General features: G+C 72.1%; 6 protein-coding genes. All 6 read left to right on the forward strand.

Annotated elements, in window-relative coordinates; all coding sequences use genetic code 11:
• The first annotated feature begins 26 nt into the window (after positions 1–26).
• A complete protein-coding gene (locus tag ABH920_RS25200) occupies positions 27–6,101 on the forward strand; it encodes an SDR family NAD(P)-dependent oxidoreductase (protein WP_370351586.1) in 6,075 nt (2,024 codons plus the stop codon).
• A 109-nt stretch (positions 6,102–6,210) separates the two neighbouring features.
• Positions 6,211–13,248, forward strand: coding sequence for a beta-ketoacyl synthase N-terminal-like domain-containing protein (locus ABH920_RS25205; RefSeq protein ID WP_370351587.1), 7,038 nt, complete (start codon positions 6,211–6,213; stop codon positions 13,246–13,248).
• A complete protein-coding gene (locus tag ABH920_RS25210) occupies positions 13,245–14,840 on the forward strand; it encodes a PfaD family polyunsaturated fatty acid/polyketide biosynthesis protein (protein ID WP_370351588.1) in 1,596 nt (531 codons plus the stop codon). The genes ABH920_RS25205 and ABH920_RS25210 overlap by 4 nt, the downstream gene beginning before the upstream one ends.
• Positions 14,837–16,654 (forward strand): acyl-CoA dehydrogenase family protein, encoded by a 1,818-nt coding sequence (locus ABH920_RS25215; protein WP_370351589.1) that lies wholly within the window; start codon positions 14,837–14,839, stop codon positions 16,652–16,654. The genes ABH920_RS25210 and ABH920_RS25215 overlap by 4 nt, the downstream gene beginning before the upstream one ends.
• A complete protein-coding gene (locus ABH920_RS25220) occupies positions 16,651–18,447 on the forward strand; it encodes an acyl-CoA dehydrogenase family protein (RefSeq protein WP_370351590.1) in 1,797 nt (598 codons plus the stop codon). Before ABH920_RS25215 ends, ABH920_RS25220 begins: the two co-directional genes overlap by 4 nt.
• Before the next feature lie 15 nt (positions 18,448–18,462).
• The gene (locus ABH920_RS25225) at positions 18,463–18,864 is read left to right on the forward strand and encodes a type II toxin-antitoxin system RatA family toxin (protein ID WP_370351591.1); all 402 of its coding nucleotides are present in this window, start codon (positions 18,463–18,465) and stop codon (positions 18,862–18,864) included.
• Positions 18,865–18,866 lie beyond the last annotated feature (2 nt).

Below are 18,866 nucleotides of genomic sequence, written 5' to 3' on the forward strand. Positions count from 1 at the left end.
CCGCCGGCGACCAAGGGATAAGCACTATGGACACTCAGACGAAGCTCAGCGACACGCCGATCGCCATCGTCGGTCTGGGCGCGCTGTTCCCGCGTTCGGCCGACCTCTCCGAGTTCTGGACGAACGTGGTGGAGGCCGCCGACTGCATCGAGGACGTGCCGGAGTCGCACTGGAAGATCGAGGACTACTACGACCCCGATCCCACCGTCCCGGACAAGACCTATGTCAAGCGGGGTGGCTTCATCCCGACGGTCGACTTCAACCCGCTGGAGTTCGGCCTGCCGCCGAACCAGCTCGAGGTCACCGACGTCCTCCAGCTGCTGAGCCTGGTGGTCGCCAAGCAGACGCTGGCCGACGCCGGCGCGCTGGACTCCAAGTGGTACGACTCCAGCCGCACCGGCGTCATCCTGGGCATCACCGGTGCCAACTCGCTGACCCAGCCGCTGGCCACCCGGCTCCAGACCCCGGTCCTGAAGGAGGTCGTGCGCAGCTGCGGCCTGTCCGACCGGGACGCCGACGAGATCGCGGCGAAGTTCGTGAAGGCCTTCGCGCCCTGGGAGGAGAACTCCTTCCCCGGCATGCTCGGCAACGTCGTCGCCGGCCGGATCGCGAACCGCTTCGACCTCGGCGGCACCAACTGCACTGTCGACGCCGCGTGCGCGAGCTCCCTGGCGGCCGTGCACATGGCGGTCGCCGAACTGGTCTCCGGCCGGGCCGACCTGATGATCAGCGGCGGCTGTGACGCCGAGAACACGATCCTGATGTACCTGTGCTTCAGCAAGACCCCGGCGTTGTCGAAGTCCGGTGTGATCCGGCCCTTCGACGAGAAGTCCGACGGCACCATGATCGGCGAGGGCATGGGGATGCTCGCGCTGAAGCGCCTGGAGGACGCCGAGCGCGACGGCGACCGCATCTACTCGGTCCTGCGCGGCATCGGCAGCTCCAGCGACGGCCGGTTCAAGAGCATCTACGCCCCGCGTAAGGAAGGCCAGGTCGTCGCCCTCCAGCGCGCCTACAACGACGCCGGGTTCGGCCCGGAGCAGGTCGGCCTGGTCGAGTGCCACGGCACCGGCACCGCGGTCGGCGACGTCACCGAGCTGTCCGCGCTGCGCGAGGTGTTCGCCGCGGCCAGCGAGGAGAAGCAGTTCGTCGCGGTCGGCAGTGTGAAGTCGCAGATCGGCCACACGAAGGCGGCGGCCGGCGCGGCCGGGCTGATCAAGCTCTCGCTGGCGCTGCACCAGAAGGTGCTGCCGCCGACCATCAACGTCGACAAGCCCAAGGAAGCGGCCGACTTCCCGAACTCGCCGTTCTGGGTGAACACCTCGACCCGGCCGTGGGTCCTGGAGCCCCGCCGCGAGAAGCGGCGCGCGGCCAGCAGCTCGTTCGGGTTCGGCGGCACCAACTTCCACTGTGTGCTGGAGGAGTATGACCCCGCTGGAGCCGAACTCAGGGTGCTGCACCGCGGATACCAGGTGCACCTGTGGCAGGGTGCGGATGTCGAGGGACTTCTGGCCGCCGTCGCGGCGAGCCCGAAGGGCGAGAGCGTGGATGCGCCGGTTGCGGCGGACCGGGCTCGGCTGGCGGTAGTCGCCCGCGACGAGGCCGAGCTGGCCACGCTGCGCGACAAGGCCGTCGACAAGCTGCGTGCGGACCGTACCGTCGCAGCGTTCGAACTCCCCGGCGGGGTCTGGTACCGCCGCGAGGCGGGTGTGCCGGGCAAGGTCGCCGCGCTGTTCGCCGGCCAGGGCAGCCAGTACGTCGCGATGGGTGTGCAGGCCGCGCCAGCCGTGCCGCCGGTGCGGGCGGCGCTGGACGACGCCAGCCGCATCTCCGACCCGGACGAGCCGCTGAACCGCGTGCTCTACCCGCCGCAGGCGTTCGACGCCGAGACCGCGGCGCGCCAGGAAGAGGCGTTGCGGCGCACCGACTACGCGCAGCCCGCGATCGGCGCGCTGTCCGCGGGCCAGTACCGCTACCTGACCGAGCTCGGCTTCCTCGCCGAGGGCACGCTGGGCCACAGCTTCGGCGAGCTGACCGCGCTGTGGGCGGCCGGGGCGCTGGACGACGAGGGCTTCCACACGCTGGCCCGGGCTCGTGGCAAGGCCATGGCCCAGCTCCCCGAGGGCGCCTCCGACCGGGGCACCATGGCCTCGCTGAAGTGCGCCCCGGAGAAACTGGCCGAGCTGCTGGAGAAGCACTCGGACGTCGTGGTCTGCAACCTGAACGCCCCCGAGCAGACGGTGGTCGGCGGCGGCACCGAGGCGGTGCGCAAGTTCGCCGAGGAGGCCAACGGGCTCGGCCTGGGCGCGACCCTGCTGCCGGTGTCCGCGGCGTTCCACACCTCGTACGTCGAGCACGGCGTCCCGGCGTTCCGGGCGGCCGTGGCCGAGGTGCCGGTCGGCACCCCGCAGATCCCGGTGTACGCGAACACCGCCGGCGCCGGGTACGGCGACGACCTGGAGGCCAACGGAGCGGTCCTGGTCGGCCAGCTCACCAAGCCGGTGGCCTTCGCCGCGCGCGTGCAGGAGATGTACGAGGCCGGATACCGGGTGTTCGTCGAGTTCGGCCCCAAGACGGTGCTCTCCGGCCTGGTGCGCAAGATCCTGGACCACCACGACGACGTCGTCGTCGTGTCCTCCGACGCCGGTCCGAAGGGTGACGGCGACCGGTCCCTCAAGCAACTCGCAGCGCGGCTCGCGGTCCTCGGACTGCCGCTGTCCGGCTTCAACCGCTACAGCGTTCCGACCCCGGAAGCAGTCGAAGGCAAGAAAGGAATGAGGATTCCCTTGAACGGCGTCAACTACGTCTCCGAGGAGCGCCGCAGCGCTTATCGGGACGACCTCGAGAACGGGTACCGCGTGCCCGCGCCGCCCGCGGCGGCTCCGGCCGCCGGCAACAGCCACACCAACGGGAACGGCAACGGCAACGGGTACGCCGCCCCGGCGGCGGCCGGCGCGGCCGTGTCCGGCGGGTACGACAACAGCCTGGCCGGCGACCACCTGGCGCTGCACCGCGAGTACATGAGCAGCCAGCTGCGCCTGGCCGAGCGCCTCAGCGGCATCCTGGAGCACGACGCTCTGCAGGGGACTCTGAACGACCGCACGGTCGCGGGTCTGGCCTCGGTCAGCGACCACAGCGTCTCCATCGGCCAGGCGCACAGCCAGGCCAGCGAGGTGCTGCTGGGCTTCGCGTACCTGGAGGCCGGCCTCGGCGGCGCGGCTCCCGCGCCGGTCCGCCACACGGTCGAGCAGCTGCCGCGGCCGCGGACGGAGATGAACTACTCCGCTCCCCGCCAGGCCATCGCCGCTCCGGTCGCGCAGATCGCCGCAGCCCCGGCCGCCCCGGCTGCTCCGGTCGCCGCGGTCGCCACCGTCGTGGCTCCCGCCGCTCCGGCCCCGGTCGCTGCTCCGGTCGCCCCGGCCGCTCCGGCCCCGGCTCCGGTGGCCGTCGCCCCGGCCGCCCCCGCCCCGGCTCCGGCCGCCGCCGCCCCCGCCGCTCCCGCGGCCCCGGCCGGCGACGTCACCGAGACCGTCAAGCAGGTTCTGCTGGACGTCGTGTCCGAGAAGACCGGCTACCCGACCGACATGCTCGACCTGGACATGGACGTCGAGGCCGACCTCGGCATCGACTCGATCAAGCGCGTCGAGATCATGGGCGCGCTCCAGGAGCGCTTCCCGGACAGCCCGCAGGCGGGTCCGGAGCAGATGGGCGAGATGCGCAGCCTCGGCGGCATCGTGACCTTCATCGCCGGTGCGATATCCGGGACGAACGGCGCGGAGGCGAACCACCCAAAAGCTGACGGCGCGTCCCGCATCGGACGGATGCAGGCGCGCCTTCTTCAGATCCCCTCTGTTCTCCCCCTGGTCGGGGCGTACGCCGAGCAGCCGGTGGCTCTGCTCGCCGGCGCCGGCAGCGCCCTGACCGAACCCCTCACCGCGGCACTCGCCGCGGCGGGCTGGACCGTGCGGCTCGGTGACGAGCCGCCGGCCGGCCGGCTGGACCTGGTGGTCTTCACGGCCCCGGACGCCCCGGCCGACTGGTCGCAGTCCGCTGACACCCTCCAGTCGGCGCTGCTCGTCGCCGCCTCCGCGCAGCGTGCGCTGGAGTCGGCGGCCGAGCAGGGCCGGGCCGCCTTCGTCACGGTCAGCCGGATCGACGGCCTGGTCGGGTACTCCGGCGGCACCGACGCCGCCGGACTGCTCGGCGGGCTGGCGGGCCTGGTGAAGACCTTCGCGATCGAGGCGCCCACGCTGTTCTGCCGCGCCCTCGACCTGAGCCCCGAGCTCGGTGTCGAGGCCGCGGTGGCCCAGCTGATCGCCGAGATCAGCGACGCCGACACCGCGGTGACCGAGGTCGGCGTGGCGGCGGACCCGGATCGCACCACCCCGGTCCGCCGCACCCCGGCCGTGTCGCTGGAAGACGGCACCGATCCGCTGCTCCCGCAGGGCGAGTCGGTGGCCGAGCCCACGCCGGAGGACCTGTTCGTGGTCACCGGCGGCGGGCGCGGCGTGACCGCGTCCTGCACGATCGGCCTGGCCCGGCGCTACCGCAGCGGCATGCTGCTGCTCGGCCGCAGCCCGCTGGTCGAGGAGCCGGCGTACGCCGCGGGGGTCCCCGACGACGCCCTCAAGGGCGCCATCGTGGCCGACCTGCGGGCCGGCGGCGCGAAGCCGATGCCGAAGGACGTCGAGCGGGTCTACCGCGGCCTGGTCGCCTCCCGGGAGATCCGGGAGACGCTGGCCGCCATCGAGGCGGCGGGCGCCACGGCCGAGTACCTGGCCGTGGACGTGACCGACGCCGCGGCCACCGCGAAGGCGCTGGCCCCGTACCGGGACCGCATCAGCGGTCTGATCCACGGCGCGGGCGTCCTGGCCGACAAGGCGGTCGTCGACCAGCGCGCGGCCGACGTCGGCCCGGTGCTGGCCACCAAGCTGGCCGGACTGCGCTCGGCGCTGGACGCCGTCGACGAGGACCGGCTCAGGCACGTGGTGCTGTTCTCCTCGGTCGCGGGGTTCTTCGGCAACCGCGGGCAGTCCAGCTACGCCAGCGCCAACGAAGCGCTCAACCGCGTCGCCACGACGCTGCGCCGGCGGCTTCCGGCCACCCGGGTCACCTCGGTGAACTGGGGCGCCTGGGCCGGCGGCATGGTGACGCCGGCGCTGGAGCGGATGTTCGCCGAGCGGGGCGTGACGCTGATCCCGCTGCAGACCGGTGTGGAGTTCTTCACCGGGCAGTTCAGCGCCGCGCGCTCGCACGACGTGGTGTGCGTGGTGGGTCCGAACCAGCCGCTGTCGGCGCGTCCCGAGCGTGAGCTCGGCGAGGCGAAGACGGTCCTGCGGCTGGCGACGACCGAACTGGCGCACAGCGAACTCCTGGCCGACCACGCGATCGGCGGCATCCCGGTGCTGCCGGCCACCGCGGCGGTGGGTGCCATCCTCGGCACGATGCAGCGCCTGCGCGGCGGTGAAGTGACGAGGCTGAAGGACTTCTCGGTCCTGAAGGGCGTGGTCTTCGACGAGAACGCGCCGGAGCACCTGGACCTGATGGTGACCGGGAAGCAGGTGCTGGTCACGGATTCCTCGGGCCGCCCGCGCTTCCGGGCGCAGGTGCCGACGGAACCCGCCGGCGTCGCGCCGACCGTGAGCCTGCCGTCCATGACCGAGGTCGAGCCGGTCACGGCGTACGACACCGGTGTGCTGTTCCATGGTCCGGCGCTGGCCCGGATCACCGGCACGGTCGCAGCTCCGGACGGACGGCTGGTGGCGGTGTGCCGTCCGGTCGAGGTCCGGCTCGGCGGGGGCGAGTTCGCCGCCGGGCACTACTCCCCGGAATCGGCGGACCTGCTGCTGCAGGCGGCCCTGGTGCAGGTGCACCGGATCACCGGCCTGAACAGTCTGCCGACGGCGATCGGCGCGGTCGAGGTGTACGAGGGCCTGCCGGCGACCGGCGAGTTCCTGGTGGTCGTCGACGCCCTCACCGTGAACGGCTCGGTGGCTCAGGGCACTGTCACCGCCTGCCGCCCCGACGGCCGGGTGCTGCTGCGCTTCGGCGCGGTGCAGCTGGTCGCCGACGCGGCACTGGGCCCGAAGTTCGCCTCCTGACACCACGACAGGGATCTCGACGACAGACACAGTTCCCATCGGTAGATCCGGGATCTAGCGGTAGATCCCGGATTCTAACGATAGATACAGATCGGACAGCGTGACCCCCATGTCGGACACGTACAGCGGCACGCCGATCGCCATCGTCGGCATCGGCTGCCTGCTGCCGGGCGCGAACACGCCCGAGCAGTTCTGGGACAACCTGCTCGCCGGTGCCGACCTGCGCCGCCCCGGTGACATCTCCACCTTCGGCGCCAACCCGGCCAACCCGGGCGGCTGGGGAGACGACACCCACAAGATCACCTCGGTGCGGGGCGGTTTCGTGACCGAGCCGGACATGGACCACGACGACCTGCGGGTCGACGCGCGGACCGTGGACGGTCTCGGCGCGGTGGTCCGGTGGCCGCTGTACGCGATCCGGCAGGCGCTGGCCGACGCCGGGATCGCCGAGGACGACCCGGCGCTGGCCCGCACCGGCCTGGTCCTGGGCAACTACTCCTTCCCCACGGAACAGTCGGGCAAGCTGTGCCTGCCGTTCTACCGGCACGGGGTCACCAACGGCCTGCGCCAGGCCGGACTCCCGCTGCCGGAGGCCGGCGAGTCCGGCTCCTGGCAGCCGAACGTCCCGGTCCGCTCGCTGTGGCCGTCCGGCCTGCCGGCCACCGTCGTGGCCGACGCCTTCGGCCTCGGCGGGCCGCGGCTCGCGCTCGACGCGGCGTGCTCCTCGGCGCTGTACAGCGTGAGCCTGGGCCGGGACTACCTCGCCACCGGCGCCGCTGACGTGGTGCTGGCCGGCGCGGTCTGCGCCCCCGACCCGCTGCTGATCCACCTGTCCTTCAGCGATCTGCACGCCTACCCCGCCAATGGGGTCAGCGTGCCCTTCGACGCGGCCTCCTCCGGCATCGTCACCGGCCAGGGCGCCGGCGTGCTGGTCCTCAAGCGCCTGGCCGATGCCGTCCGCGACGGCGACCGCATCCACGCCGTGGTCGAGTCCATCGGCCTGGGCAACGACGGGGCCGGCGCGCACCCCCTGGTCCCCAACATCTCCGGCCAACTGGCCACCTACGCGCAGGCCTACGGCTCCGGTGTGGACCCGCAGAGCGTGGACTACATCGAGTGCCACGCGACCGGGACCCCCGTGGGCGACCCGATCGAACTGCGCGGCCTCACCGAATTCTTCGGCGCCGACCAGGTGCCGCTGCTGGGCTCGGTCAAGGGCAACGTCGGCCACCTGCTCACCGTCGCCGGATTCACCAGCGTCCTGAAGGTGATCCTGGCCATGCGGCACGGGGTCATCCCGGCCACGCCCACGCAGACCGGGCCGATCCGGCCGGCCGGCGCCGAGAACGCCGCCGACCGCCTGGTGATCGAGAACCGGCCGTGGCCGGAGAACGGCGAGCGGCCCCGCCGGGCCGGCGTGTCAGCCTTCGGATTCGGCGGCACGAACGCACACCTGGTGCTCACCGACGCCGTCGAATCGGTGGCGCGAACGGCATCGGAGACGAAGCCCGCCGCGCCGCAGCCGGTCCGGATGGCCATCACCGGCATGGGAGTCCGGGTCGGCGAGGTCGCGAGTGTCAGTGCCCTGCGCAGCACCCGCCGGTCCGGCCGCCCGGCGCTCGCCGCGCGGCCGGAAACCCGTTGGTACGGCGCGGAATCCCTCGGCATCACGGAACTGGAGTCCGAGGCGGACGCCGGCTACGTGGACAGCGTCGAGGTGGACGTCCGCGGCTACCGGATGCCGCCCGCCGAGCTCGCCCAGGCCAACCCCCAGCACCTGCTGCTGTTCGAGGCCGCGAACGAGGCCCTGGCCGAAGCCCGGCTGACCGCGGCCGGCGCCAAGGGCCGCGGCGAGCGCCGCGTCGGCGTGGTCATCGCCATGGAGATGGAGCCCCGCTCGCTGGCCCACCGCGCGCGGTTCGACATCGGCGCGCACGTGCGCGCCGAAGTCGCGCGTACCGGACTGGACCTCACCGCCGACGAGCTCGACCGGCTGGAGGCCGCGGTCCGGGCCGGCGTGCACGACCCCATCGGCGCCAACGAGGTGCTGAGCTACATCGGCAACGTCATGGCCGCGCGGATCGCCTCCGCGCACAACTTCACGGGACCCGCGTTCACCGTGACCGGCGATGCCACCGGCGGCGCGCGAGCGCTGGAGGTGGCGGGCCTGCTGCTGCTGGACCCGACCGTCGAGGCGGTCCTGGTCGGCGGCGTCGAACTGGCCGCCGGCTACGAGAACACCTTGGTCAGAACGGCGCTCGCGAACGGCATCCGGCCGGTGCTGGCCGACGGCGCCGCGGCACTGGTGCTCACCCGCGCGACCGCGGGCTCGGCGTTGACGGTGGACGCGGTGGTCACCGGTACCGCCGGCTCGCCATCGCTCGCCGCGCACGTGGAAGACGCGCTGGCGGGTACTGGACTGACCAGTGAGGATGTCGGCTATGTGGAACTGGCCGGCGGGATCGACGCCGAGCAGCTCAGTGCTCTGAGCCGGATCTACGAGGGTCGCGGCGACGACACCCCCGGCTGCGTGCTGGCCGCTCATCCGCCGCTGATCGGCGACACCCAGCAGGCGAGCGTCCTGGTCGGCGTCGTCAGCGCGGCGCTGAGCCTGCGGCACCGCGAACTGCCTCCGGCCGCGCCGGAACTGTTCGCGACGGCCGCGACGGCCGCCGGTTTCGGCGCCTCCGCGCTGCGGCTGCTGGAAGCCGGTGTGCCGTGGCTGCCGCGCCGCGTCGACGACCGTCTGGCGGCGGCGGTGCACGCGGTGGACGGTGCTTCGGCGGCGCACGTCATCCTCTCCGCGCCGCCGGCGCGCCCGGACATCGAGGCCATCGACTGGACCGGGGCCGGTGCCCCGGTGCTGATCCCGCTGTCCGGCGACTCCGGCGAGGAACTGGCCGCGGCGGCGCAGGAGTGCCTGACCGCCCTCGACAGCGGCCGCGCGCCGATCGACCTGGCTCGGGCGCACGCGGTGACGCCCCGCAGCGGCCGCTACGTCGCCGCCATCGTGGCCCCCGACGAAGCCGGTCTGCGCCGCGAGCTCGCCTCCGCGATGAAGTACCTGCCGCAGACGGTCGCCGAGGGCCGGGACTGGACGACGCCGGCGGGCAGCTACTGCACGGCGAACCCGGCCGGTGCCGACGGCCGCGTCGCCTTCGTCTACCCGGGCGCCTTCACCGCCTACCCCGGCGCGGGCCGCGACGTGTTCACCCTGTTCCCCGGCCTGTTGTCGGAGTTCGAGCGCGACGCCCGCGCGCCGTGGTCGGAACTGAAGCACGCGGCGCTGTTCCCGAGCGCCCCGCTCGGCGTCGACCGCGAAGCGCTGATGCGCCACGAGGGCGAACTCATCGAGTCGATCCCGACCATGCTCGCCATCGGCACCAACTCCGCCGTGCTGGCGACGCGGATGCTCCGCGACACGCTGGGCATCCGGCCGGACGGCGGCTTCGGTTACAGCCTGGGGGAGAGCAGCATGCTCTTCGCCATGGACGTGTGGGACGCGTCCGTGCGCGACGACGCCGCGCTGATCGCCTCCCCGCTGTTCGTGGACCAGCTGTGCGGGCCCAAGCGGTTCGTGCGGTCCGCGTGGGGCCTGCCGGACTCCACCCGGGACCGCGACGTGTGGACCACGCAGGTGTTCCTGGCCGGCGCCGAGGAGGTGCGGGCCGCGATGCCAGGCCTGGACCGGGTGTACCTGACGCACGTCAACACCCCGAACGAGGTCGTCGTCGCGGGCTTCCCGGAACAGGTCGACGAGCTCAAGAACCGTTTGGGCTGCAAGGCGGCGAAGGCCCCGGCCAACCACGTCATGCACAACGCCGTGGTGCAGTCCGCGCACCCGCAGTTCGCGGCCCTCAACGACCACCCGCTCGGCGCGCCCGGATCAGGGCTCGAACTGCTGTCGAGCTTCGACTACGGGCTCGTCGATCCCTCGGACCGGGAAGTGATCTCCCGCCGCATCGCCGACACCCTGTGCACCACCGTCGACTTCGCCCGGCTCACCGAGAACGCCTACGAGCGCGGCTTCCGGGTGTTCATCGAAGTCGGACCCGGTGCGACCTGCACCCGGTGGATCGGCGAGACCCTGGCCGGCCGCTCGCACGTCGCGGTCGCGGTGGACCGCCGCGGCATGTCGGTCGGCCAGTCGGTCTGCGCCATGGTCGCCCGCCTGGTCAGCCATGGCGTCGACGTGCGCCTCGACCGCCTGTTCCCGGCTCCGGCCCAGGCGTCCGTGCCCGCCTTCCGCGCCACTGTCGTCTGCGGCGGTGAGTCGCTGGTCGAGCGGGTCCGGGAGCGGGCCGAGCCGGTCCTGGCCGACGCGCTCGAGCTGCGCGCCCTGGACGCCGAGGTCGGACCGCTGCTGATCACCGCCGACCCCGATGTCATCGTCATCGAGGCGGAGCCCTTCGTGTACCTGCCCGCTCGCCGTCCCGTGGAGGTGGCTGCCGTGGCGCAGCCTGTGATCCCCGCCCAGCAGACCGTTCCGGTCGCCGACTACGTCCCCCAGGCCGCTCCGGTCGCCCAGGCCGCACCATTCGTCCAGGCTGCCCCGGTCTCCGACTACGCGGTCGCGGCCCGTAGCCGGGTGCTGGGTCCCATGCGCCATACCGTCTTCCAGGCCCATGGCTCGTTCCTGCGAGTACAGGGCACGTTGGCGCACGCCAGTCTGGATGCCCTTGAGGCCGAACGGGGTGTGTTCTTGCCGTTCGCCCCCGAGCAGTGGGCGACTCCCGAGCAGCCCGCGATCCCCGCGATCTGGAACGAGGCGCAGCTGCTCGAGTTCGCCTCGGGCAACGTCGCCAACGTCTTCGGCCCCGAGTTCGCCGAATACGACACCTTCCCGGTGCGGGTGCGGCTGCCCGAGCCGCCGTACCACTTCGTCACCCGGGTCACCGACCTCAAGGGCACGCCGGGTGTCTACGAGCCCTCGTCGATCACCACCGAGTACGACGTGCCAGTCGGCGCCTGGTACAGCGTCGACGGCCTGGTGCCGTGCGCGGTCACCATCGAGGCCGGGCAGTGCGACCTGCTGCTGATCAGCTACCTCGGCATCGACTTCCGCAACCGCGGCCAGCGCGTGTACCGGCTGCTGGACAGCGAGCTGGTGTTCCACGGCGGCCTGCCGCGCGAGGGCCAGACCCTGCGCTACGACATCAACATCTCGCGCTTCGTCTGGAACGGCGACAGCCTGCTGTTCTTCTTCAACTACAAGTGTTACGCCGACGGCGAGCTCATCCTGGAGCTGCTGAACGCCTGCGCCGGGTTCTTCTCGGCCGCCGAGCTGGAGAACTCCCTCGGCGTGGTGACCAGCGCCGCCGACCGCCGCCGGCGCGAGGCCCTGACCCGCACCTGGTTCAAGCCGCTGGCCCGGACCGACCGCACCTCGCTCGGTGCGGCGGACCTCGAACTGCTCGCGCACGGCCGGCCCGCTGAGGTGTTCGGCCCGGCCTGGGACCAGAGCGCTGACGGCAGCAACCGCTCGCTGCGGCTGCCGGACACGATGCTGCGGATGATCGACGAGATCACCACGATCGACCGGCTCGGCGGTCCGTGCGGGATCGGCGAGATGAGCGCGGTCAAGCACCTGGACCCCGAGGGCTGGTACTTCAAGTGCCACTTCCCGGGCGACCCGGTCCTGGCCGGCTCGCTGGTCGCCGAGGGCGGCGTGCAGCTGCTCCAGGTCTACGCGATGTACCTGGGTATGCACCTGGTGCTGCCGGACGCCGAGTTCCAGTCGGTGCCGGGCCTGAAGACCCAGGTGAAGGTGCGCGGCCAGATCACGCCGAACCAGAAGAGCCTGCGCTACCACGTGGAGATCACCAAGCTCACCATGCTGCCGCGGCCGACCGTGATCGCCGACATCGTCGTCTACGACGGCGACAAGGCGATGATCAGCATGCAGAACTTCGGCGTGCAGGTGCGGGAGAAGCCCGGCACCCACTACCGGCCCGAGACCGGGGGCATCCCGGCCTTCCTGGGCCGCCGCAACGCCCAGGGCGAGCCGGCCTTCATCAACGAGCTGCACCTGTCGCACGCCGCCAAGGGCGACCTGGCGACCGCGATGGGCCCCGAGTTCGAGATCTACGCCGACCGCAAGGCCCCTTACATCCCCAACGGGGACTTCCGCTTCGTCGACCGGATCATGAAGTTCGGCGGGGTGCGCGGCACGCTGAAGTCCGGCGCGACCATGGAGACCGAGTACGACTGCCCGCCCGAGGCCTGGTACTTCCACGAGAACTCCTTCCCGGGCATGCCGAACTGCGTCTACATGGAGTCCTCGCTCCAGGCCGCGATCCTGCTCGGCTACTACCTCGGCGCGACCCTGGCCACGCCGGAGCAGGAACTCAACATCCGCAACCTGGACGGCACCGCCAGCGTGGTCAAGCAGATCGACCTGCGCGGCAAGACGATCCGCCAGCAGACCCGGATGACCTTCAACCAGATCATGCCCGGGACCTCGCTGCAGAAGTTCAGCTACGAGCTGTTCGCCGACGGCGAGCTGTTCTACAAGGGCGAGTCCATGTTCGGCTACCACACGGCCGAGGCCCTGGCCAACCAGGTCGGCCTGGACGCCGGCAAGTACGTGGCGCCCTGGCTGGACCAGCAGGAGAGCCTGCCGGCCGCGGCGAAGCGGACGCTGGCGATCCGCCACGTCGACGACTGGTTCACCCGGCCCGGCCTGCGCCTGGCCGACGGGCACCTGCGCATGGTCGACACCGTGGACATCGTCGCCGGCGGCGGCAAGTACGAGCAGGGCTACCTGTACGGCAACCGCGAGATCGACCACGACGACTGGTACTTCGAGTGCCACTTCTACCGCGACCCGGTCATGCCCGGCTCGCTCGGTGTCGAGGCGCTGATCCAGGCGCTCCAGGTGTACGCCATCGACCTGGGGCTGGGGGAGGACTTCGCGGACCCGGTGTTCGCCATGCCGCTGGGCGTCGCCACGACCTGGAAGTACCGCGGCCAGATCCTGCGGACCGAGGGCCCGATGACCTTCGACCTGCACGTCAAGGAGATCCGGCGGGAGGCGGACCGGGTCCTGGTGATCGCCGACGCCAACGTCTGGAAGCCCGGAATGCGCATCTACGAGATCACCGACATCGCTGTTGAGGTGCACGACCGTCGAGAGGACGAACGATGAGCATCACCCTGGGAACCGAGGACTTCGTCGAACCGGTGGTCCACACGTCCGTCGAAGGCTGTTACAGCACCCTGACCGACCTGGAGTCGCCGGTCTACGTGGTGCGCAGCCCCGAGGGCATCGGGGTCACCACCCGCCGGCCGGACGACGACGAGACCGTGGTCGCGGCGATCGGGCCGCTGACCCCGGACCGGCTGGGCTCGCAGGCCTTCCGCGCGCACCACGGCGTCAAGTACGCCTACATGGGCGGCGCCATGGCCGGCGGCATCGCCTCCGAGGACTACGTGATCGCGCTGGCCAAGGCCGGCTACCTCGGCTCGTTCGGCGCGGCCGGGCTGCTGCCGGCCCGCGTGGAGTCCGCCCTCCAGCGCTTCCAGGCCGAGATCCCCGGGCTGCCCTACGCCGCCAACCTGATCCACAGCCCCAGCGAGGCCGAGCTGGAGCGCGCGGCGGTCGAGCTGTTCCTGCGCTACGGCGTGCGCTGTGTCGAGGCCTCGGCCTTCATGGACATCACGCCGAACATCGTGCGCTACCGCGTGGCCGGGCTCGGCCGCACCGCCGACGGCTGGATCACCGTCGCGAACCGGGTGATCGCCAAGGTCTCCCGGGCCGAGGTGGCCGAGAAGTTCATGCGCCCGGCGCCCGAGGCCATGGTCGCCGAGCTGGTCGCGGCCGGCCTGGTCACCGCCGAGCAGGCCGAGCTGGCCCGGCAGGTCCCGCTGGCCGACGACGTCACCGCCGAGGCCGACTCCGGCGGCCACACCGACCGGCGTCCGCTCACCACGGCGTTCGCCTCGGTGCTGCGCCGCCGTGACCAGCTGCGGCACGAGCTGCGGCTGCCGCTGGAAGTGCGGGTCGGCGCGGCCGGCGGCATCGGGACCCCGCTGGCCGCCGCGGCGGCCTTCGCGATGGGCGCCGACTACATCGTCACCGGTTCGGTGAACCAGTCCTGCCTGGAGGCCGGCACCTCCAGCGAGGTGCGGCACCTGCTGGTCCAGGCCGGCGTCGCCGACGTGGACATGGCGCCGGCGGCCGACATGTTCGAGATGGGCGTGCAGCTCCAGGTGCTCAAGAAGGGCACCATGTTCGCGATGCGCGCGAAGCGCCTCTACGAGCTGTACTCCGCCTACCCGGGCCTGGAGGCGCTGCCGGCCGAGGAGCTGGCCCGCCTGGAGACGCAGATCCTGCGCCGCACCGTCGACGAGGTCTGGCAGGACGTCACCGAGTACTTCACCCGCCGCGACCCCGACCAGCTGACCCGGGCCGCCGGCGACCCGAAGCGCAAGATGGCGCTGATCTTCCGCTGGTACCTGGGCATGGCCTCGCGCTGGGCGGTCGTCGGCGAGGGCGACCGCGGGCTGGACTACCAGATCTGGTGCGGTCCGGCGATGGGCAGCTTCAACGAGTGGGTGCGCGGCACCTACCTGGCCGTGGCCGAGAACCGCCGGGTCGCCGACGTCGCCCGCAACCTGATGCAGGGTGCCGCGTTCACCTCCCGGGTGCAGCAGCTGGCCCTGGCCGGGGTGCGGATGCCGCGCGGCTGCGGCGACTTCCGCCCGGTGCCCTCCGAGCTGGCCGGGGACGAGCTGTGACTGCCGTCGGCCTGATCGACGCCGCCGTCGAGCTGCACTCGGCGGCGGCCGACCTGGACGCCGCGCTCGGGGACCCGGCCGACCCGGGCAACCCGTGCGGCTTCCAGGCCATGGTCGACCGCGCGGAGTCCGGATCCTTCCCGGAGGCGCTGACGAAGGCGGCCGGGCCCGCGCTGCGGCTGTCCTATGTGCCGTTCGCGCAGGGCGGGGACCTGGTCCGCTACGACGACCTGTTCGCCCTGGTGCGGGTCGCGGCCCGGCGTGACCTGACGGTCATGCCGGCCACCATGATCGACATCACCGCGACCAGCTGCGTGCTGCTGTCCGGGTCGCGGGAGCAGCAGGAGCGGGTGGTGGAGCTGCTGCGCGGCGGCGGCTCCATCGGCTTCTCCTTCTCCGAGCCCGACCACGGCAGCGACCTGCTCGCCAACACCTGCACGCTGACCCCGGCCGAGGACGGCTGGCGCCTGGACGGCGTGAAGTGGCTGACCGGTTTCGGCGGCCCGGCCGAGGCCGCGCTGGTGATCGCCAGCACCGGGGGCCGCGGGCCGGCCGCGTTCAGCGCGGTGCTGCTCGACAAGCCGCTGGAGCCCTGGCAGAGCCCGGATTCGGCCACCACGGTCCGGTTCCAGCAGGTGGCCGGCATGCGCGGCGCGCACTACGCCGAGATCCGGTACGCCGGCGTGCCGATCGCCGCCGACGCGCTGGTCGGCCAGGTCGGGCACGGCATGGAGACCGCGATGAAGGCGATGCAGATCGTCCGCGCCACCAGCACCGCCGCCAACCTCGCCGCCGCCGACAGCGCGCTGCGGCTGACCCTGGACTTCGCGCACGGGCACGTGGTGGCCGGCAAGCCGGTGGATCAGCACCCTGCCAACCGCCGGGAGCTGGGGACCGCCGCCGCGGCGCTGATCGCCGCCGACGCGGCGGCACTGGGCTGCGTCCGGGCCATGCACACCTTCCCTGAGAAGCAGAGCCTGTGGTCGGGCACGTTGAAGACGGTGCTCACCGGGCTGTCCGAGGAGGTGTTCGCGCGGTGCGCCGACGTGCTCGGCAGCCGCAGCGTGCTGCGCGAGGGCGCGGCCGGCGCGTTCGACGTGCTGCGCGCCGACAACGCGGCGGTCCGGTTCTTCGACACCAGCCCGACAGCGAACCAGCGGCTGGTGGTGATGCAGCTGAACGCCTTCTCCGAGAGCAAGGATCCTGGCACGGATCCGGCGCTGCTGGCCGCCACCTTCGATCTGGGGCGTCAGCTGCCGCCGCTGGAGTTCGACCGCCTCGCGCTCGCCTCGCGCGGACGCGACGTCGTCACCGGCGAGCTGTCGCATGTTCTGATCGGTGTCCGAGCGGCGATAGCGTCCGTGGTCCTGGACCCCGACGTGCTCGAAGCCGACGCGGTCCTGCTGCTGGAACTGCTCGCGCGGCTGGAGGCCGAGCTGGCTTCGGCCGCCTCCGACATCCGCGCCGCCGCCTCGCTGCCTCCCGCCCTGCGCGGCACCACACAGCTGGACCTGGCCGCGCGCGTCGCGTTCCTGCACGCGGCCGCCTCGTGCGTGCACCTGTGGTGGTTCAACCGGCAGCGCTCGCTCTACGGCTGCGTGCCCGGCGCGCTCGGCTGGCTGACGGCGTCGTTGGCACTGCTGCTGGACCGCGCCGCCGAGCGCACCGCCCGGCTCTCCACGCCGCTGGCCGACCAGGCGTACCGAATCGCCGCCGGCCTGTGGCGAGACGTGCGGATGTTCTCCGCCGTCCCGCTCCAGCTGGCCGGGCGGCGACCACATCAGGACGATGCGAAAGGACCGGTGCTGCCATGACGGTTCAGCACAATGTCGCCGTCGCCGAGGACCTCGAACGGAACCTCGGCGATCCCCACGACCCCGCGACGCTGCTGTCGTTCCAGCGGATCCTGCGGTACGACGAGCTGGAGGAGTTCCCGCACGAGCTGGTCGGCGAGCTCCAGCGGCGGGCGGTGCACGAGTACTGCCTGCCGGCCGAGTGGGGCGGGCGGGCCGGCGACGTCGAGACCGGGTTCCTGCTGCTGCGCCTGGTGGCCCGGCGCGACCCGACGACCGCCAGCGCCCTGATGCTCACCGACCTGGCGTTCATGCCGACCTGGATCGGCGGCAGCCAGGAGCAGCGGACCCGCTTCGTCTCGATGATCAACAACGGCGCGAAGATGGCCTGGGGCCTGTCCGAGCGGCACCACGGCAGCGACGTGCTGTCCAACGACATGCGCGCCGAGAAGGTGGACGGCGGCTACCTGCTCACCGGCGAGAAGTGGCTGATCGGCATCGCGACGCTGGCCGACGTGGTGACCGTGCACGCCCGCACCGGTGAGCGCGGCGGGCCGGGGGACTGGTCGATCTTCGCCGTCGAGAAGCGCCTGTGCTCGGCCGGATCCGTGCGCGAAGTGCCGAACGAGCGCCTGCACGGCCTGCGCGCCCTGGACCTCAGCGGCATCGAGCTGGACCAGGTGTTCGTCCCCGACAGCCACCTCATCGGCGGCGAGGGCCAGGGCCTGGAACTGGTCCTGAAGAGCGCGCAGGTCGCCCGGACCACCATCAGCGGCATCGCGCTGGGCGCGGCCGACACCGCGCTGCGGGTGACCGCCGACTTCATCGTGACCCGGGAGATCTTCGGCAAGACGGTCGCCGAGATCCCCTACACCCGGCGCCAGATGGCCGAGAGCTTCGCCGACCTGCTGCTGGCCGAGGCGGTCGCGACCGGCGGCGTGCGCGCTCTGCAGGCGTGCCCGGACCAGGTCGGCATCACCTCGGCGATCGTGAAGTACTTCGTCCCGACCTCGCTGGAGCGCACGCTCTCGCAGCTGTCGCTGGTGCTCGGGGCGCGCCTGTACCTGCGCGAGCACCCGCACTACGGCATCTTCCAGAAGATGCTGCGCGACATCCTGGTCTCGGTGTTCGCCGACGGCAACACGGTCGTCAACCTCAAGAGCGTCGGCGCGCAGCTGCAGACGATCCTCACCAGGTCCGCCACCGCGACCGCCGACCAGCGCGCCGCCGCGGTCGCGAAGACCGCGCTCATGTACGACATCGACGCCAAGCTCGCCGAGTGGGTGCCGGCCCAGCAGCAGCTGTTCAGCCGCGACGGCGACGTCGTGCTGGTGGCGCTGCCGGAGGCCATTGCCAAGCTGCGCGAGCTGGCCCGGACCCGCGAGGGCGAGCAGCGCACCTGGTTCGAGCAGTCCGCCCTGCTCGCCGACCGGCTGCTCGTCGAGGTGGACCGGCTGGCCGAGGACCAGCGCGCCGCGCAGGAGCTGCTCGGGCGCGCCTACGGCGCCTCCGCCGAGCTCTACCGGCTCGCCGAGCGGTACTGCGCCCTGCACGCGGGCGCGGCGGTCATCCACCTGATCGTGAACTCCCAGGCCGTGCTGGCGGACCCCTTCCCGGACGGCGCGGTCCTGCTGCTGTGCCTGGAGCGGGTCTGGCGCACGTTCCACCCGACCGACGCCGTCACCGACGTGGCCGCCATCGACCGCGTCACCGACGTCCTGCTGCGCCTGCACGGCGAGCGGAAGCTGTTCTCGCACTGGCAGATCCAGGTCCAGGCCTCGGGCGAGGCCCGAACCCCCGAAGAGACGGAATAAGGACCCATGTACTCGATGAATTCCCGACTCCCCATGTCGTGCGAGCCCCAGCAGGTCTGGGACGTGCTGCTGGACTACAAGTCCTACCCCGAATACATGACCGGCGTGAACGAGATCGAGATCCTGGACCAGGACGGCGACCGCCGCACCAGCAGCTGGATCGTCGAGCTCAAGGGCTCGGAGATGGAGTGGGAGCAGGAGGACCACATCTCCGCCGACGACCGCCGCATCGAGTTCCACCAGACCGACGGCGACCTGAACAGCTACCAGGGCTTCTGGCAGGTGCACGCGAACGAGCTGGAGGTCAGCGTCGAGTTCGACATCGGCCTGCCGCTGGTGGCCGAGATGATCCATCCCGCCGTGGCCAAGGCCATCGAGGGTTACGCGGGCGCCATCGTGGCCCGCGCCGAGCAGTAGGA

Source organism: Catenulispora sp. EB89, from assembly GCF_041261445.1.
Classification (GTDB): Bacteria; Actinomycetota; Actinomycetes; order Streptomycetales; family Catenulisporaceae; genus Catenulispora.

Excerpts from the sequence above, each read along its gene's own strand:
- ABH920_RS25225 (WP_370351591.1), top strand. The coding sequence starts at position 18,463 with ATGAATTCCCGACTCCCCATGTCGTGCGAGCCCCAGCAGGTCTGGGAC.
- ABH920_RS25200 (WP_370351586.1), top strand. The coding sequence starts at position 27 with ATGGACACTCAGACGAAGCTCAGCGACACGCCGATCGCCATCGTCGGT.
- ABH920_RS25220 (WP_370351590.1), top strand. The coding sequence starts at position 16,651 with ATGACGGTTCAGCACAATGTCGCCGTCGCCGAGGACCTCGAACGGAAC.
- ABH920_RS25205 (WP_370351587.1), top strand. The coding sequence starts at position 6,211 with ATGTCGGACACGTACAGCGGCACGCCGATCGCCATCGTCGGCATCGGC.
- ABH920_RS25210 (WP_370351588.1), top strand. The coding sequence starts at position 13,245 with ATGAGCATCACCCTGGGAACCGAGGACTTCGTCGAACCGGTGGTCCAC.